The organism is Paenibacillus sp. FSL R5-0810 (assembly GCF_038002285.1).
Lineage (GTDB): Bacteria > Bacillota > Bacilli > Paenibacillales > Paenibacillaceae > Paenibacillus_AQ > Paenibacillus_AQ lactis.
The window spans coordinates 4564473-4580323 of record NZ_JBBOCF010000001.1; the positions used below are offsets into that span (position 1 = coordinate 4564473).

General features: G+C 53.3%; 14 protein-coding genes. 5 read left to right on the forward strand and 9 right to left on the reverse strand.

Annotation, left to right across the window (positions count from 1 at the left end):
• Window positions 1-71 precede the first annotated feature (71 nt).
• The gene (locus tag MKX76_RS20335) at window positions 72-263 is read left to right on the forward strand and encodes a hypothetical protein (RefSeq protein ID WP_028404723.1); all 192 of its coding nucleotides are present in this window, start codon (window positions 72-74) and stop codon (window positions 261-263) included.
• Between the two features lie 113 nt (window positions 264-376).
• On the opposite strand, the gene MKX76_RS20340 is transcribed toward MKX76_RS20335, so the two are convergent.
• Window positions 377-748: a hypothetical protein gene (locus MKX76_RS20340; RefSeq protein WP_007130556.1), complete on the reverse strand. Its 372-nt coding sequence runs from the start codon at window positions 746-748 to the stop codon at window positions 377-379.
• A 111-nt stretch (window positions 749-859) separates the two neighbouring features.
• Window positions 860-1444, reverse strand: coding sequence for a nitroreductase family protein (locus tag MKX76_RS20345; protein ID WP_007130557.1), 585 nt, complete (start codon window positions 1442-1444; stop codon window positions 860-862).
• Window positions 1445-1975: 531 nt separating this feature from the next.
• Here MKX76_RS20345 and MKX76_RS20350 point away from each other — a divergent pair.
• Window positions 1976-3982, forward strand: coding sequence for a S9 family peptidase (locus tag MKX76_RS20350; protein WP_028404722.1), 2007 nt, complete (start codon window positions 1976-1978; stop codon window positions 3980-3982).
• A gap of 212 nt (window positions 3983-4194) precedes the next feature.
• Here the strand turns inward: MKX76_RS20350 and MKX76_RS20355 are convergent, their stop codons facing one another.
• From MKX76_RS20355 to MKX76_RS20380, 6 genes are all read right to left on the reverse strand, one after another.
• Complete coding sequence (locus MKX76_RS20355; protein WP_007130559.1) at window positions 4195-5412, reverse strand: asparaginase; 1218 nt, start codon at window positions 5410-5412, stop codon at window positions 4195-4197.
• Between the two features lie 771 nt (window positions 5413-6183).
• Window positions 6184-7005: a hypothetical protein gene (locus MKX76_RS20360; protein ID WP_007130560.1), complete on the reverse strand. Its 822-nt coding sequence runs from the start codon at window positions 7003-7005 to the stop codon at window positions 6184-6186.
• Window positions 6995-7537, reverse strand: a complete 543-nt coding sequence (locus MKX76_RS20365) for an RNA polymerase sigma factor (protein ID WP_007130561.1) — start codon at window positions 7535-7537, stop codon at window positions 6995-6997. Before MKX76_RS20365 ends, MKX76_RS20360 begins: the two co-directional genes overlap by 11 nt.
• A 141-nt stretch (window positions 7538-7678) precedes the next feature.
• Entirely contained in the window at window positions 7679-9100 is a 1422-nt protein-coding gene (locus MKX76_RS20370; RefSeq protein ID WP_007130562.1) for a sucrose-specific PTS transporter subunit IIBC, read from the reverse strand.
• Complete coding sequence (locus MKX76_RS20375) at window positions 9097-10593, reverse strand: glycoside hydrolase family 32 protein (protein ID WP_007130563.1); 1497 nt, start codon at window positions 10591-10593, stop codon at window positions 9097-9099. Before MKX76_RS20375 ends, MKX76_RS20370 begins: the two co-directional genes overlap by 4 nt.
• 149 nt (window positions 10594-10742) lie before the next feature.
• The gene (locus MKX76_RS20380; protein WP_007130564.1) at window positions 10743-11735 is read right to left on the reverse strand and encodes a LacI family DNA-binding transcriptional regulator; all 993 of its coding nucleotides are present in this window, start codon (window positions 11733-11735) and stop codon (window positions 10743-10745) included.
• Between the two features lie 496 nt (window positions 11736-12231).
• On the opposite strand from MKX76_RS20380, the gene MKX76_RS20385 reads away from it, so the two are divergent.
• A complete protein-coding gene (locus tag MKX76_RS20385; protein ID WP_007130565.1) occupies window positions 12232-12633 on the forward strand; it encodes a hypothetical protein in 402 nt (133 codons plus the stop codon).
• A gap of 195 nt (window positions 12634-12828) precedes the next feature.
• Here the strand turns inward: MKX76_RS20385 and MKX76_RS20390 are convergent, their stop codons facing one another.
• A complete protein-coding gene (locus tag MKX76_RS20390; protein ID WP_007130566.1) occupies window positions 12829-14223 on the reverse strand; it encodes an MATE family efflux transporter in 1395 nt (464 codons plus the stop codon).
• 157 nt (window positions 14224-14380) lie between these two features.
• Between MKX76_RS20390 and MKX76_RS20395 the strand changes: the two genes are divergently transcribed.
• Together MKX76_RS20395 and MKX76_RS20400 are read left to right on the forward strand one after the other, a co-directional pair.
• Window positions 14381-15250, forward strand: a complete 870-nt coding sequence (locus MKX76_RS20395) for an AraC family transcriptional regulator (RefSeq protein WP_213613204.1) — start codon at window positions 14381-14383, stop codon at window positions 15248-15250.
• A gap of 300 nt (window positions 15251-15550) precedes the next feature.
• Window positions 15551-15703 (forward strand): hypothetical protein, encoded by a 153-nt coding sequence (locus tag MKX76_RS20400; protein WP_007130568.1) that lies wholly within the window; start codon window positions 15551-15553, stop codon window positions 15701-15703.
• Window positions 15704-15851 lie beyond the last annotated feature (148 nt).

Genomic DNA, 15851 nt, shown 5'->3' on the forward strand with positions numbered 1-15851 from the left:
CTTGCTTTAAACGGGATTTAAACTTGGACATGTACAATAGAGACAGCTAAGAACACAGGGAGGAATGCCGGATGGAAAAAATAACGCTGGTCATCGCGCTTGCTGCCCTTGCGGTTGCCGCGATCCTTTTTATAGGCAACATCTGGAACAACGGAATTGCATCCGCCTTTTCCATGAATGCCCGCGCCAAAAAATACGCCGTAGCGTCATTATGCATCTACGCCGTTTCCATCAGCTGCTTCGTGCTTCTCAGGAATATCTGACTTGGATAGGTCCTGGAGCTGAACGCGAAAAGGGCTGATCTCAAGGCAAATAGAAAATATGCCCCAAAGACCAGCCCCCGCTTTTGGATGAACACGCTGCCCAAACCCGTCAGTCAATATTTACGCATGAAGATGCCGAATGTCAGCAGGCCGCAAGCAACCATGAACAGATACGGACCTGCTGCAGCGCCCCGGATCGTTTCCCCTAAGAATTCGATCGTCCTGGACGACACGTACATGATGGTGAACAGCACGGCCAGCAGCGCGAAGCTGTATGCGATAATCTTGTTCATCCGCTTTTCTCGTACTACCTTCACGAACGGATAAATATAGCACACGATAAAAAACACCCCGCCCTGAAGAAACCCGTTCTCCGCGTCGATACCGATATCCAGCCAGTTGAAAAAGAAAGAGGCCAGCGCGAGGCAGGTGGCGATAAAAATGATTTTGCCGCCCAAATCCCATTCCATAAACCGAAGCTTCATTCATTACACTCCCCTAGCCCGCGTCCATCGCCGCAAAAGGGCGGATGAACCGTGGACTTCAACAAAGTCAGGGATAATTATACCGGATTTTGACCGGGGACGGTAGAGAAACTACACGTCCTTAGAGCTGTTCAGCCAAACGGTCTTGTCGGCTGCCGGCTGCCGCTTGCCTTGCTTCGGCTCCATATCCGGATATCCGATGTACAGGAAGCCGAGCATTTTCCCATTCGGGCTCAAGCCGAATGCTTCATTCATCAGGGCGTGGAAGCACGGCTCTCCCGTTCTCCATACAGCACCCAGACCAAGACCATGAATCTCAAGGAGCATGTTCTGAATGGCGGCGAATACCGCGCCGTACTCCTCAACCTCAATCACTTTAGGATCCGTTGAGGGCTCGACAGCAACCCCGATCACGACCGGGGCACGGTATGCCTTCGTGCGTCCCGACTCACGGGCGGCGGCGATCCCTTCTTCGCTGGTGTCGCCTGCACCTGCAGCTTGAATGTCGCCAAGAGCGTTACCGAGTATATCCCGGCCCTCGCCCTGCATCACAAAAAATCGCCAAGGCTCCGTCATTTTATGGTTCGGCGCCCAGGTGCCCGCCTCAATAATTCGTTCCAGCAGCTCCTGCGGCACGGCGTCAGGCTTTACTTTGCCGATACTGCGGCGCGTGCGGATCGCTTCACTTACGTTCATATCCTGTATCCTCCTAAGCATATTATCGATATTAGGCCTTCCTATGCGGCCGCATAGTAAGCAGATTCATTTCTCTTCAGAATCGGCTTACGCCGACTCCTAGTTCAGATTTTGCAAAATTCGATTTCAGCCGCTTCCGGGTACATTATATAGATGAACTAAACCATTTCGTTCTATATATTGCTAATTGAAAGTCGCTCTTTGGATTTTTGCAATATCCTCAATTGAGAGTCTATCTCAATTATACCAAAAAGAGAAGAGGCTCACGAATTGCCTGGGACGCTCCCGAGACGCATCCGGGTCAGGGCCGGAATGCGCAGGTAAAACGAGGATAAATTGACCGTCTGATAATTAATAGAGTGAATTCAACCTTAGCAGGAGGCAGCTCCCCCTTCATTTCTGTCATATATTCCTGATATCTTCGGTTTTGCATGAAAATTACCAGGTTAATTCTCTCGATTTTCATCTAGTAATTCATGCCATTATCTGGGATAATGAGCATTAATATATACTAGAATTGGAGGATGATTTATGACTGCAAAGAGACGGATGACCCCTGAGGATCTGTACCGGATGAGCTGGGTGAACGACCCGGTCGTATCTCCTGCCAGCGGCGCTATTGCCTATGTACATAAGACCGTTAATGAGAAAAAGGATGGCTACCGCACCCATATCCGGCTGTTTCCAGCCGGCGCGGATCGGGACATTCCGTTCACCGCGGGCGAAACGGATGGCGCCCCGGCTTGGTCGCCGGACGGTCAACAGCTTGCTTTCCTACGGAAAAAGGATGACAAGCCTCAAGTATGGACGATGCCGGCAAGCGGCGGCGAAGCTCGCCCCGTTACCGATTTGAAATATGGCGTCAGCGCCTTTAAGTGGTCGCCGGACAGCAAGATGCTGCTCGTGCGAAGCGAAGTGGCGGATGCCGCGCAAGAGAGCGGAGAAGAAGAATCGCAGGAGCAAGGCGGGAAGGATAAGCTGCCGGAAGAGAAAATCTACAACCGTATCCGATATAAAGCCGATGGCGCGGGATTGTGGAACGGACGCCGGTCTCATCTGCACCTCGTGGATCTTGCGGCCGAAGAAACCAAGCAGCTTACGGATGGCGAGTTCGATGTGCAGTCCTTTGCCTGGTCGCCGGACGGCACACGTATCGCTTATAGTGCCAGCACCGCTTCCGAGGCTTTTCCCGATCCGGACTTCCGACTGACGAACGATGTATTCGTAGCCGAGGCATCCGGCTCCAACGCCCGCCAAATTACGGATGGGTCGCTATCCATCGGAACGATCGCTTTCACGCCGGACGGCCGTCACATTCTCCTGCTCGCCAGTGATCTGTCCTGCGGATTCGCCACCCTCTCCAAGATTCATCTGGTTCCGCTAGCGGGTGGAGAATCCCGTATGCTCTTCCCGGACATGGATATCCAGCTGGGCCATGCGGCAGTCAGCGATATGCGTGCCGGCGCCGGCACGCCGCCGCTGTTCAGCAGAGACGGCCAATCGGTATATCTCCAGCTCAGCCAGGACGGCGGCGTGTACATCGGCCGTTTTGCACTGGACGGCTCCTCCTACGAGCTGGTCGTATCCGGGGAACGCGAGGTTTATCAATTCGCCCTGACTCCGGAAGAGAACATCGTATTCGCCGCAGCCGATTCCCTGCAGCCGGGCGATTTGTTCCTCTACTCGTCAGACAACGGCAGGGAGAAGCAGCTTACGGAGTGCAACAAGGAGCTGTGGGATGAGCTTGACCTCAGCAAGCCGGAGGTATTCACGTTCCGCACCTCCGACGGTTGGTCGATCCAAGGCTGGATCATGAAGCCGGTTGATTTCAGGGAAGGCTCGAAGGTTCCGGCGGTGCTTGAGATTCACGGGGGACCGCAGGCGATGTACGCGCACACGTTCATGCATGAATTCCAGCTGCTGGCTGCTGCCGGTTATGCGGTATTCTACACCAATCCCCGCGGCGGTCATGGATACGGTCAGGTTCACGTCAACACCGTCCGGGGAGACTATGGCGGCCGGGACTACCAGGACCTCATGGAAGCCGTGGATTATGTCCTGAATACCTATGATTACGTGGACGGCTCCCGTCTCGGCGTAACCGGCGGCAGCTACGGAGGCTTCATGACCAACTGGATCGTCGGCCATACCGACCGGTTCCAGGCGGCGGTCACGCAGCGCTCAATCTCGAACTGGATCTCCTTCTACGGCGTCAGCGATATCGGGTATACGTTCACGCATGACCAGATCTGGGGCAACCCGTGGGACGATCTGGAGAAGCTGTGGAAGCATTCCCCGCTCGCCTACGTGAAGAACGTGAATACCCCGCTCTTGATTCTGCATGGGGAGCAGGATCTTCGCTGTCCGATCGAGCAGGGCGAGCAGCTGTTTATCGCCTTGAAGAAGCTCGGCAGAAAGACACAGCTCATCCGCTTCCCTGGCGCTGACCATAATCTGTCCCGGAGCGGCCATCCGCATCTGCGGGTAAGACGTTTGAGCCACATCGTTCGCTGGTTTGAGGAGCATATCGAGCGTTAAGATCGATATCATCGGCTGCTTCGCCCCTAACTTCACAATGCCCCTTGCAATGTTCATTGGAATGCATCGCTTGCAAATGAACATTGCAGGGGCGTTTTTTTGTGTTCAAACAAAAAAAGTCCGCCAGGGATGCCCTGGCGGCAAGTGTATAAAATGGTGGAAGGAACTTCATAAGTTCAGTAGGATGACCGAGCCAACAGACAACAACGCGTTTACACTTCAGGCGTACCGTACGTTTCGAACCAGCCCTTGATCGTATTGAAATCGTCGGTAAAGGACAGGGAGAGCAGCAGCAGGATCCGTGCTTGCTGCGGGCTTAGGTTGTCGCCCGAAATAATGCCTTCTCCCCCGCCGTAGACGCTTCCCGAACCGGTGCGGGTGGTCGTTACGAACACAACGCCTTTCTCAATCGCCTCCTTTCGTGCGGCGCTCATCTCACGGGAGATGCCGCCGGCTCCGGTGCCTGCCGTGACGATGCCCTTCGCGCCGTCGGCGACAAAGCCCTTAATCGCGCCGCCCCCAGCTTGCTGGTAAGAGACCGCGATCTCCACCTTGGCGAGATCGGCTTTCGAAATTTTGCTCAGATCGAACACCGGCTTGCCCTCGCCGTCCGCCTTCGTTGCCCGAAGCGGTGCGCGGTAAATGCGGATATTCTCCTCATCAATGTAGCCGACGGCCCCGAGCATCGGCGTCTCGAACGTGTCCGTACGATAGTCGTTGGTTTTCGTGACGCCACGGGCCAGATGTATCGTGTCGTTCAGCATCAGCACCGTCCCGAACGAGGCGGTGCGTCCGCTGCCCGCCAGCTTGATGGCATTGTACAGGTTGGCCTGGGCATCGGAACCGATCACCGTCCACGGCCTCATCGCTCCTGTAATGACGACCGGCTTGTCGCTCTGCACGGTCAGATCAAGGAAATACGCGATTTCCTCCATCGTGTCCGTCCCGGTGGTTACCACCACGCTGTCATACGTCTCAAGCGCTTTGTCCACCGTCAGGGACAGGTCGTATAAGTCTTCCATCGTATAGGCGCTGGAGCCGGAGTTGCCGAACTGGAGCGCCGTTACATCGGCAACTTTATCCTTGTTCGGCAGCTCGCCGACCATATCCTCAATCGCCAGCGTTCCTGCTCTGTAGGACTGGAAGCTGGTCGCATCCGTCGACTGCCCGGCAATCGTGCCGCCTGTTCCGATGACGAGCACATTCGGACGCGTCGACTGTTTAGAAGCCTCGGACAACGGCGGAACCGTCGTATTCCGTCCCGGCGCCGCAGCTGTCGATGCAGATGCAGGCGTACTAACCGTCCCTTTGACCTCCGTTACCGTCTGGGCATATGCCGCATAGCTGCCGACCGGGGTTAACGAAATGACTAGTGCGGTTAAAGCTGCCGTGCTCCAGACGGCTATAGGGTGATTGGTTCTGGACTTCATGATCGCACGCTCCTCTGATGTCATATTTCCTAACTCAATACTATGTATTTATTGAGTTCATTCTATTTTATGTTAATTAATATCACAAACGATAAATTCCTTCAATTAAGCGATTACATCTAGTTAATTCATGGTTTATTTCCGATTTATCGGCTTTTATCTTTAAATTTCGATTTGCGGACACCATATCTGTAACTACATAATCCTACTTTATATGTGATAATAAATAACATCAATGACGTATGTTATTTTCACAACATAAAAAAGCCCGCCACTAGGCGAGCCGCTTTTATATGCTTGTTTGAATTTTCAAATTTTGTACATTGTACATCACTCGTTCTGTTGGTCCCGTATCTTATTCAACTGAACCCCCGCCGCCCATTGTCCCGTCAGATCAATCTCAATCTCTCCCGGCAGGCTCCTCAACGGCTCCGTCTTCCGTTACCCGATACTCCATAATCTCCCCATCCGCCATATAGTACAGCGAGGCAGACTGCACGGTCCCGTCCTCCCCGAATGTCACAAAGAGCTGTTCCTTCATGCTGCCGTTCGACAAGCCTTGGACATCGACCGATACGGCCTTCTCCGGGTACCGGTAGCCCTCCTTGGCGAAGTCGTACTGTCATGTTGCGGTGCCGCCGGCTTTGCCCGTCGTCTTAGGCTCCCCCAGCTGCGCCCGGATGTCGTCATTGTCTTGCCGACGAACGGAACATCCTTAACGAAGCGTCGGGGGCGCTCTCATCCAGCACCAAGCTGAAATTTCTCATCTCTTTATTCTCCTTCTCCCGCCTGTTTTTCCCCGGCATTCGTCGTAATATGGAACTCCTTCATCATATTGTGGAAACGCGCCCCGTAGCCTTCAGCCGCTTCAAGGAAATACTGCTGCTTCACCACAAAGCTTCCGCCCTGTCCGTTATCGAAAATATAGTAGCGCACGATCGGATCATTCCATTCCTTGCCGCCCGTCCCGCCTACCGCCCGGACTTCGAAGCCGTTAACCGGCTCCTGAATGGCTTCCGCCTCTACCTTCGGCTGATCCGACAGCTCGGCTTCCAGCCGTTCGGATACCACCTTCGGTGCTTCTTGGTCCTGCGAGATCTCCATGTACACTTCCGGATAGCGGTCATCCTCCGGCTTATGAACCGGCTCGATCCGATCCACGCCTTCGCCTTGAATCATCTTGAACCGGCTTTCGTCAATATAGATGACATAATCGGCGCTCTCATGCAGGGAATCCACGCTCGTCTCCGGCGACCCTTCCAGCTCCTGCTCCACCGTCTTCTGGGGAGCGAACCACTCTTTCACCTGGTCGATAAATGCTTGCACCGGCGGCGTCTGAACGCTTAATGCCAGCACAATCACCGCCGCAGCGGCCGTTCCGACCATCCAGCTGGCCGTCTTTCTTCCCGAACGGCGCGCCTTCGTCTTCCGCGGGGCGAACGGCACCGCGGCCGGCTCCGAAGACTGCGATGCGCGCTCGCTGTCAATCCGCTTCTTAATCGACGCCCATATTTCATCCTGCTGCTTCATCGCGTCCTCCGTCCCTTTTTCCAGGCCGTCCTTCAACTCTTTCTCCCATGGCTCACGTCCCATGCTGACTCCCTCCTTGTCTCTGCAGCATCCATTCCTTCAGCTTCTTCCGCGCCTTGAACAATCTTGATTTCACCGTATTGACGTTCAGCTCCATCATGTCCGCGATATCCTTCTCCGCCAGATCATTCAAGTATTTCAGCACGATGGGGATCCGATGCTCGTCATCCAGCCGCTGCACCATCTCATAAACATCGCCGTGGCGGTCAAATTCGTAAGTGTCCGTCTCAGGTGGAAGGTCCGTCTCCTCCGAAATTTCCGAAGGTACCATCCTCGCATGCTTCTTCAAATAACGGTTGCATTCGTTATAGAGAATCCGGTGAAACCAAGGGTCAAACGGTCTGCTCAGATCATACATCCCCAAATTGCGGTATACCCGGATAAAGGTCTCCTGGACGACATCCGCGGCGCTCGCCGCGCTGCCGGTGATCGCCGTTGCCGTTCGGATCGCCCGATCCGCATACAGCCGGTATAGCTGTTCGAACAGCTCGTCACTATATTCCTGTTGTAATCGTTGTATCAGGTCGTGTACCAACCGCGCCTGCCTCCTTTCCAATTGGCCAATCACTTAAGATACCCCGGCATGGTTGCGCAAAGTTTTCGATTTATAATTTTTTCTCATGACAAAAAAAGGATACCATGCTGCAGTGCAGTCACAGTACCCTTTTCGTGTTTGTTATTTCGCTTCCGTCTTCAAGTCGTCCAGCATTTTATCGTTAAAGCCGAACATCCAGGTCAGCACGAAGGTAATCGCCATCGCCGTCAGGTTGCACAAAATGTAGAGCGGCAGCTGGCTGTTCAGATACAGGAGCGTCCCCGGAATAACTGTAATCGCCATGCCGGTTGCCTTCAAGTGGAAGATCGAAGCCATGAAGCCTCCAATGCCCCCGCCGATCAGACCCATGATAAAAGGCTTCACATATCGCAGGTTCACCCCGAATATGGCCGGCTCCGAAATGCCGAGAAATGCCGAGAACGAAGATGGCAGGGAAAGTGCCTTCAGCTTCTTGTTCTTCGTCTTCATGCCGACGGCAAGGCAGGCTGCGCCTTGAGCCGCCATCGCGCTGGTAACGATCGCGTTGAACGGATTGCTTCCCGTCTGCTCCAGCAGCTGGATTTCCAGGAAGTTAAAGATGTGATGAACCCCCGTCACGACGATGATCTGATTGAAGAAGCCGATCAACAGTCCGGCGATGCCAAACGGAAGATCCAGCAGATACGTGACCGCGCTCAGGATGACGTCTTCAAGCGAGTGGAAGATCGGGCCGATCGCAAACAGGCCGAGAATGATCATCACCAGCAGCGTGACGAATGGCGTCACGATCAAATCGATCGCTTCAGGAATGCGCTTCCGCAGATAACGCTCGAACTTCGCCCCGAGCAGCCCCATGAAAAATGCCGGCAGAACCGATCCCTGATAGCCAACCACCGGGATAAAACCAAACATAATAAGTGCTTCCTCGGACCCGTTAGCCACGCTATAAGCGTTAGGTAGAGCCGGGTTGACGAGCATCAATCCCAGCACGATGCCGAGCACCGGGCTTCCGCCGAATACTCTAAAGGTCGACCAAGCGACAAGGGCAGGCAAAAACGCAAACGCCGTATCGGTCAGCACCTGGGTGAACATCAGGAAATTAGCCGAAATATCGTCAGGCGCCATCCCGAACCAGGCAAGCACCGTCTCCTGGGTCAAGAGGCCCCGCAGCCCCATGAACAGTCCCGTAGCGACCAATACCGGGATGATCGGAACGAATACATCGCCAAATGTGCGGATCGCGCGCTGAAGCGCATTGCCCGATTTTTTCGCTTCGGATTTCAGCTCTTCTTTGCTTGTGCTCTCCAGCCCAAGGTTCTCAACTTCTTCAAAGATTTGGTTGACGGTACCGGTGCCGAAGATGATCTGATACTGGCCGGAGTTGAAAAATGCACCTTTCACCTTGTCGATATTCTCGACCTTCTTCTGGTCGATCTTCTGCTGATCATGAACCATAATGCGAAGCCGGGTGGCGCAATGGGCAAAGGAAGCGATGTTCTCCCTGCCGCCGATGGCTTCAACGACCTGCTTAGCAATCTCGCGGTTATTAGCTGCCATGCTCATTCATTCCCTTCCATATCATTTACGGCTTGCGCCAAATCCCATTTGGCTACCTTCAAGCCGGCACTGCCGTTATTGGCGAAAAACCGAATGCCCGTGCTGTCGGGGTGTGGAAAAATACGACTAGTAAACACTTCTTCCCCGTCGTTGATAAAACACTCCACCGAGGAAGTGTCCACAAACAAATGAAGCTTGAGGGACTTCGTCTGCACTCTGCATGACCGGGTCGAGCCGTACTTGCTGTTGATCCTCTCGCCGGCCTCCGAGCGATCAAACGTCAGGATTTGCCGCTCGAAGTCATAATGAATGACGGTACGCTCCGTTTCACCGGCCCGAAATTCGATGCCTACGGATTCGGCGTTCACATCGGCAAATTCGCAGATCAGCTCGAATGCGGTTCCGCTCACGCCTGCATATGACTTTTTCTCATTCGTTAGGGTGTCCTGTACCTCGCGGCGCTCTCTTCTCAGCTTCTCCAGCTCCCGCACCGGCTGCTGCACCAGCTTGCCGTCCCGAAGCTCCAGCGTCCTCGGCAGCGTCAGGCAGTGCGCCCAGCCGTGCGAATCCGTCGGGTAGCCGATCTCCGCCTGCCCCATCCAGGCGACCAAGATCCGGCGCCCCTGATCATCCTCCATCGTCTGCGGCGCATAGAAATCAAAGCCTCTGTCCAGCTCATGAAAGGCGCCGTGTTCAAAATCCAGCGTCTCCCGGTTCAGCGGCTTGCCGACCAGGTAACCGGATTGGTAAACATTCCGGAAGCGATCTCCTTGCGGCTCTATCCCTTGGGGACAGAAGAGAAGAACCCCCTGGCCATCGAGCTCAAAATAATCGGGGCATTCCCACATGTAGCCGAAATGCTTCAGCCCGGTCTTGATCTCCCCGGCGAAGCGCCAATTGAGCAAATCCGAAGACTCATACATGACGGCGGTCCCGGTGGCATCCTCTCTCTGGGCGCCGATGACGCAGCGGTACAGATCGGGATCCTTCCACACCTTCGGATCGCGAAAGTGCTCGGTATATCCTTCCGGCACATGATCGATGAGAGGCTCGGGAAGCTTGGTGACAGCTCCCGCTGCATCCATGACGGCCATGCACTGGAAGGAGCGTCTGTTCCAGTCACGATCCCTGGTATTTCCCGTGTACATCAAGTGCAGCTTGCCGTCCTTCACGATACCGCTCCCCGAGTAGGCGCCATACCAATCATGCGGATCCCGCGGCTCGATCGCGATTCCGGCATTGCGCCAAAAGACCAAATCCTTCGATGCCGTGTGGTACCAATATTTGAGCCCGTGGTAGGTTCCGAGCGGAAACCACTGATAGAACAGGTGATACTCACCTGCAAAATAAGCAAACCCGTTCGGATCGTTCAAAAGGCCGGTGATCGGCTGAATGTGATACGTCTGCCTCCAGCCGCTATCCTCCACCTTCTTCCTCAAGGCGGACATTTCTTCGGGAGAAGCCTGTTCCAGGCGGCGGTATTTCTGTTCTCTGTTCATATCCTTCTCCTTACTGGTCTGTTCTTAACAACATCACAACAGCGACATTGTAGTGGAACCGGTTCCAACCCGAGGTAAAAATAAAGGACGCAGTTCCAAAGTGTTTCAACGCTTTGGAACCGGTTCCGATGCTTTGAGTATAATCGATTCTATTCGATATTGTCAACGCTTTCGCGCTCGATAAATTCATAATCCAGTACCGTCAGGGTGTCGACGGATTCCTCTTGGACAAGCTTCATGACTTGACGCGCGGCCAGACGTCCCCCCGCTGCGTAGCCATATTTAACCGTTGTGAGGCCCGGATGAATCACTTCAGTCACATCGTAGCCCCCAAAGCCGGTAACCGAAATATCCTCCGGAATCCGGATTCCCCGCATATGCGCCGCCTTCATCACTCCAAGCGCAATATTGTCCGTTGCGCATACGATGGCCGTCGGACGCCGGTCCCGGTTATCCAGGATACGGGAAGCCGCTTCTACCGCTACCGACATCCTAAACCCGCTCTCATAAAAATCGGCCGAGGCGCCGGCCTGCTCCTTCAGCGCTTGCTGGAACCCATGCTTGCGCCGCACTCCAACGGCCACATCCTTCTCGGTTACCCCCAAATAAGCGATATCCCGGTGTCCTTTGGCTAAAATATACCGGCCGATCTCATACCCCGCCGTGTAATCGTCATAAATAATGCTGTGGACATCCTCATGCTGCTGACCGAGAAAAATGACCGGGATCCCGATTTCCTCGATCGCCGTCAAATGGGATTCCGTAATCTGCGTAGCGAACAGGACGATCCCCGATATTTTTTGCCTTGCCAGGTCATACAGGGCCTCGATCTCCCGCGATAGATTCTGGCTTGTATTGATAATCAGCAGCTGGTAGCCGTTCTCCCTCAGCTCCTCATCCATGCCCGTCACCGTCTGAGATGCGGCGAAGGAATCCAGCCGGGGTACGATCGCGCCGATCATGCTCGTCTTCTTGGCCTTCAAGCTTTGGGCGAAGGAGTTTGGAATGTAGCCCGTTTCCTTGATGACATGCTCGATTTTCCGCCGGGTAGCCTCGCTGACGGAACCGCCGTTCAGGTAACGGGACACCGTGCTCTTGGCCACGCCTGCGATTTTGGCGATATCTGAAATGGTAGTGTTCATTCTTGTCCTCCACCCATGACGTCAACGGCCTGTCCAGCCCCGAGAATGGTTGCGATATGTCTGTACACAGTATTCTCTCCTTCATCCTCTGTTTCCCCTAAATATAACATGCAGGCAGGGATGCGGGAAACTAAGGGGGCTTGGCGGCAAAAACTTAGCTGTAACGGGAGTTACCTTGAATTTTATTTGAGCTTCAAAACCAAATTCCTTGAGCGCGCTCTCAATGCGGCTTCCCTCTCTCTTCCCTGCCCCATTCTCCAACTTTGTAACTGTTCATACCAAGGATGGATCGAAACACGGTCTATTAGAATGGAAATTTTTACTCCAAGGATGTAACATTGATCAATTTCAAACTGTTATGTAAGTTAGATGGAAAAAGAGGAACTCGTATGCTGCTGTACCTTTCTAGGTAATGATAGCATCCGGTTCTTAACCCAGATACCGCCAAAACAGATGCTGATCATGATCCACCTCATCTTTTAAATAGGAGGCAGCTATGTGTTATTTTATGCATATTGTAATAGATCGTAATATCCCAGATTCTATTATCGGGAAATTCATCGACATGAATATCTATATTAGGGACATTACACAGGGTGTGGAACATAAACATCCAGAGAAGTACTATTATGATATTACCAACCAATGCTCCTGCGATTTTGTCTCTTCTGACCCAAAAAGAAATCAGGCTAATGAAATAAAAGAGTTATTTCAAGCATTACATTTATGTACGGATATTACCTTCTGCATTATCTTAGATAACAATAAATATACCAACTTACAATTGGAAATACAGGACATTATCTCTTCACTACCAAATGAAGAATTGGATTTTAACACTTTTATGGATTTATATCCTGACCAATTGGAAAAGGATAGAGCTTATCTAATTCGTTGAAACGATGGTTTATGTAGAGATGAAGATTTAAATTGTATAAAAGAAAAAGCCCGCCTGATGCAATCGCCTCTCTAAAAAAAGTGTGTCCCAAAGTCTTCACGATGACTTTGGGACACTTTTTTGGCCAACCCCCGCCAACTAAAACAATTGCAATCTTCTTTCTACCTCTACGCTTGCAGCACAATGATTTATACGCTACACTCCGGCGGCTGCCACCGATTCCCCTGGCATTTTCACGGAATCCGCAGGTGCCTGCGATTCCGCTTTGCGCAGACACTTCTGTCCCCGCCAGCGGAAATAGGATAAGACGCCCCGCAAGTATTCATCGGCAATCATGCAGGAGTAAATGCCGATGAGTCCCCATCCCATATAGATCCCCAGTACGTAGGACAGGACCGTTGCGACGATCCACATCGAGCCGAGGGAGATATACATCGTAAACCGCGTATCGCCCACTGCATTTAGCGAGTTGCCGAGCGCCATATTGAGCATTTTGCCTGGCTGAAGGATCAGGTTCATGCCGAGCAGCGACGCGCCGATCGCAATGATCGTCTTGTCATCCGTAAACAGTCCGAGCAGCTGCTTGCCGAACACATACAGCACGAACGCATTCACGATCACGTATATCGCGCCGATGCCGAGCGCACGGTATGCGCTCCGGTACGCCTCCCGGGTCCGGCCGGCCCCGTACAAATGCGCGATCTGGATCTGGGCCGCCATCGCAATGGAGGAGCCGAGCAGGAAGCAGAACGATTCCAGCGTATTCATGTACGTACGCGCCGCCAGCTCCGCTGCCCCTAGCTGCGCGATGAACGAGTAGATGACCAGCTGCGAGAATACCCAGCAGGACATATTGATGCCGAGCGGCCAGCCGATCTTCAAAATCTCGCCGAACAGCGGACGGTCAAACACCCGGAACTCCTTCCACTTGATCTTGTATTCGAACGCGCGCAGGAACATGTACAGCAGCATCAGCACCGCGAGCAGCCGGCTGGCCACAGTTGAAATCGCCACCCCGGTCAAGCCCCACTGCGGGAAGCCGAAGGCGCCGAAAATAAAGCCGTAGTTCATGATGACATGAATAACGTTCATGCCGATCGCCACGTACATCGGTCCGCGGGTATTGCCCGTGTTGCGAATGACGGTGCTCATCGTTGCCATCATGGCGATCAGCACCATGCCCCCGCCGACAATCGAGATATAGGTTCCGGCAAGCGGCAGCAGGCGGTCCGGCAGCTGAAGCATGGAAGCAATCGCCTCAGGCATGGCAAACAGAATCACGCTGCACACAAGGCCGATCAGGGTCGTGACGCTCACCGCCATGATGCCGATCGTCCGGGCATCGCCCGTTTTGTATGAGCCGATCTTCTGCGCGATCAGAATTCCCGCCCCGCTCGCCACCGTCATGAACAGCGTCGTCATCGCCTGGAACAGCTGGTTCGAGAAGCCGACCACCGCTACCGCGTCATCGGAAATGCGGCTGACCATCAATGTATCCACCGCTCCCAGCAAAAACTGCAGGAACAGCTCTATAAATATGGGCCATGCCAGAACCCATAGCGTAAATTTTTTCGTATCTTTATCCAACATTCCAACCTCCACCCATGATGTAAGGGTTACACGCCCAATTCGCTTCAAACGGCGATAACCTTTTCAAATTATAGATGGTATACTAGGGTTATAATATCAGTATCCGAACGTAAATTATAAAAAATCCAACCTCACTCATCACGAAAGGGCTTTCTTTATGACGATCCTGAATTTTACCGTTCCGCCGCTGCCGGTCTATATTCATAGCGGACTCACCCGTGCCCCCGTGAATGGAGGGCATCCGAACCGTAAAAACATCGGCATCTTCGACCTGCTCGTCGTCGTCAAGGGGCAGCTTGACGTGACCGAGAACGGCCATCCCTATGAAATCAGGCAGGGCATGTTCCTTATTCTGCGTCCCGACACCCATCACTTCGGTACAAGAGGCTGCACGGAGGAAACCGATTATTATTGGCTGCACTTTCAGTCGTCGGGGCCATGGAGCGCGGAGGAAACCGGCGATGCTTCGAGAAGAGAAGACATCGTGGAGCTGAAGGCGATGACGCCGAACTATTTTTCCGTCAAAATCCCGCAATTCGGAAGCCTCCCGCAGCCGGAGAAGGCGGCGGAGCTGCTGGCCACGCTAAACGCCTTGGTCCAGCATGGGCAGCAGGCCAAATTCCTATGGCGGCAGCAGGTCGTCTTTCAGGAGCTGATCGAGCAGCTTGCCGCCGCCCTGGATGCACCGGTCTCCACGCCTTCCTCCGCCTGCGCCGAACGGGCCGCCGCTTATTTGCGGAAGCACTACAAGGAGGAATTCAAGGTGCAGCAGCTAGGGGACCGGATCAATTTCCATCCGGTGTATATCGCACGCTGCATGCAGAAGGAATACGGCTGCTCTCCCGTCGAATATTTGCAGCGCTACCGGATCGAGCAGTCGAAGCTGCTGCTGCTTCAGACGGACCTGAGCATCAGCCGCATCGCCGAAGAGGTGGGGTTTAACCATGCGGCCTACTTCACCTCCTGCTTCACCAAGCAGGAAGGGATCTCGCCTCGAAAGTACAGGCAGCGTTTCTTTATGAGTTAATGTTTTTTTGATGCCGGATAGGAAAATCACTTGCAATTACGCGGGAAGTCTTTATAATAAACATTAGTTACATGATAATGATTATCATTACCGGACAAGTGAGAATGAGCTGAGAATGGACGCAGCGGCCGCCTGGCTGCTGTAGCGGTGGATGCAAGCAGTTAGTTCTATAGGGCAATAAGCGCGGAGGGCTCAGACAGACATCCGTGCGGGTCCGGAACATCCGCTGCTGGCAAGGCCGCCTCCATGACCGCCTTTCCTGCTTGAAGAGTTGAATTATAAAGGAGAGCCGATGGTCTTATGAAAACGACTTCCCGCCGTTGTTCACTGCAGATTGACGATTACCTGGATCTGCTGAATCTTGCCATCCAGCTTGGCGATGTGAAATGGCAGAGAGAAATTACCCGCAAGATGGAAATGACGCTGTCCTCTCTGGAAACGACCTCGAAATAATCACATCCATGCATTTAAGGATTATGGCCACATGATCCCATATATACGAAAGACACCTGGACGTCTGTGCCCCGGAAAGTACCGTGGCCGTGAAGAGCGTTTAAGGTGTCTTTTTTTGACGTTAAGTGACGAGATGCTTTGAATCCTC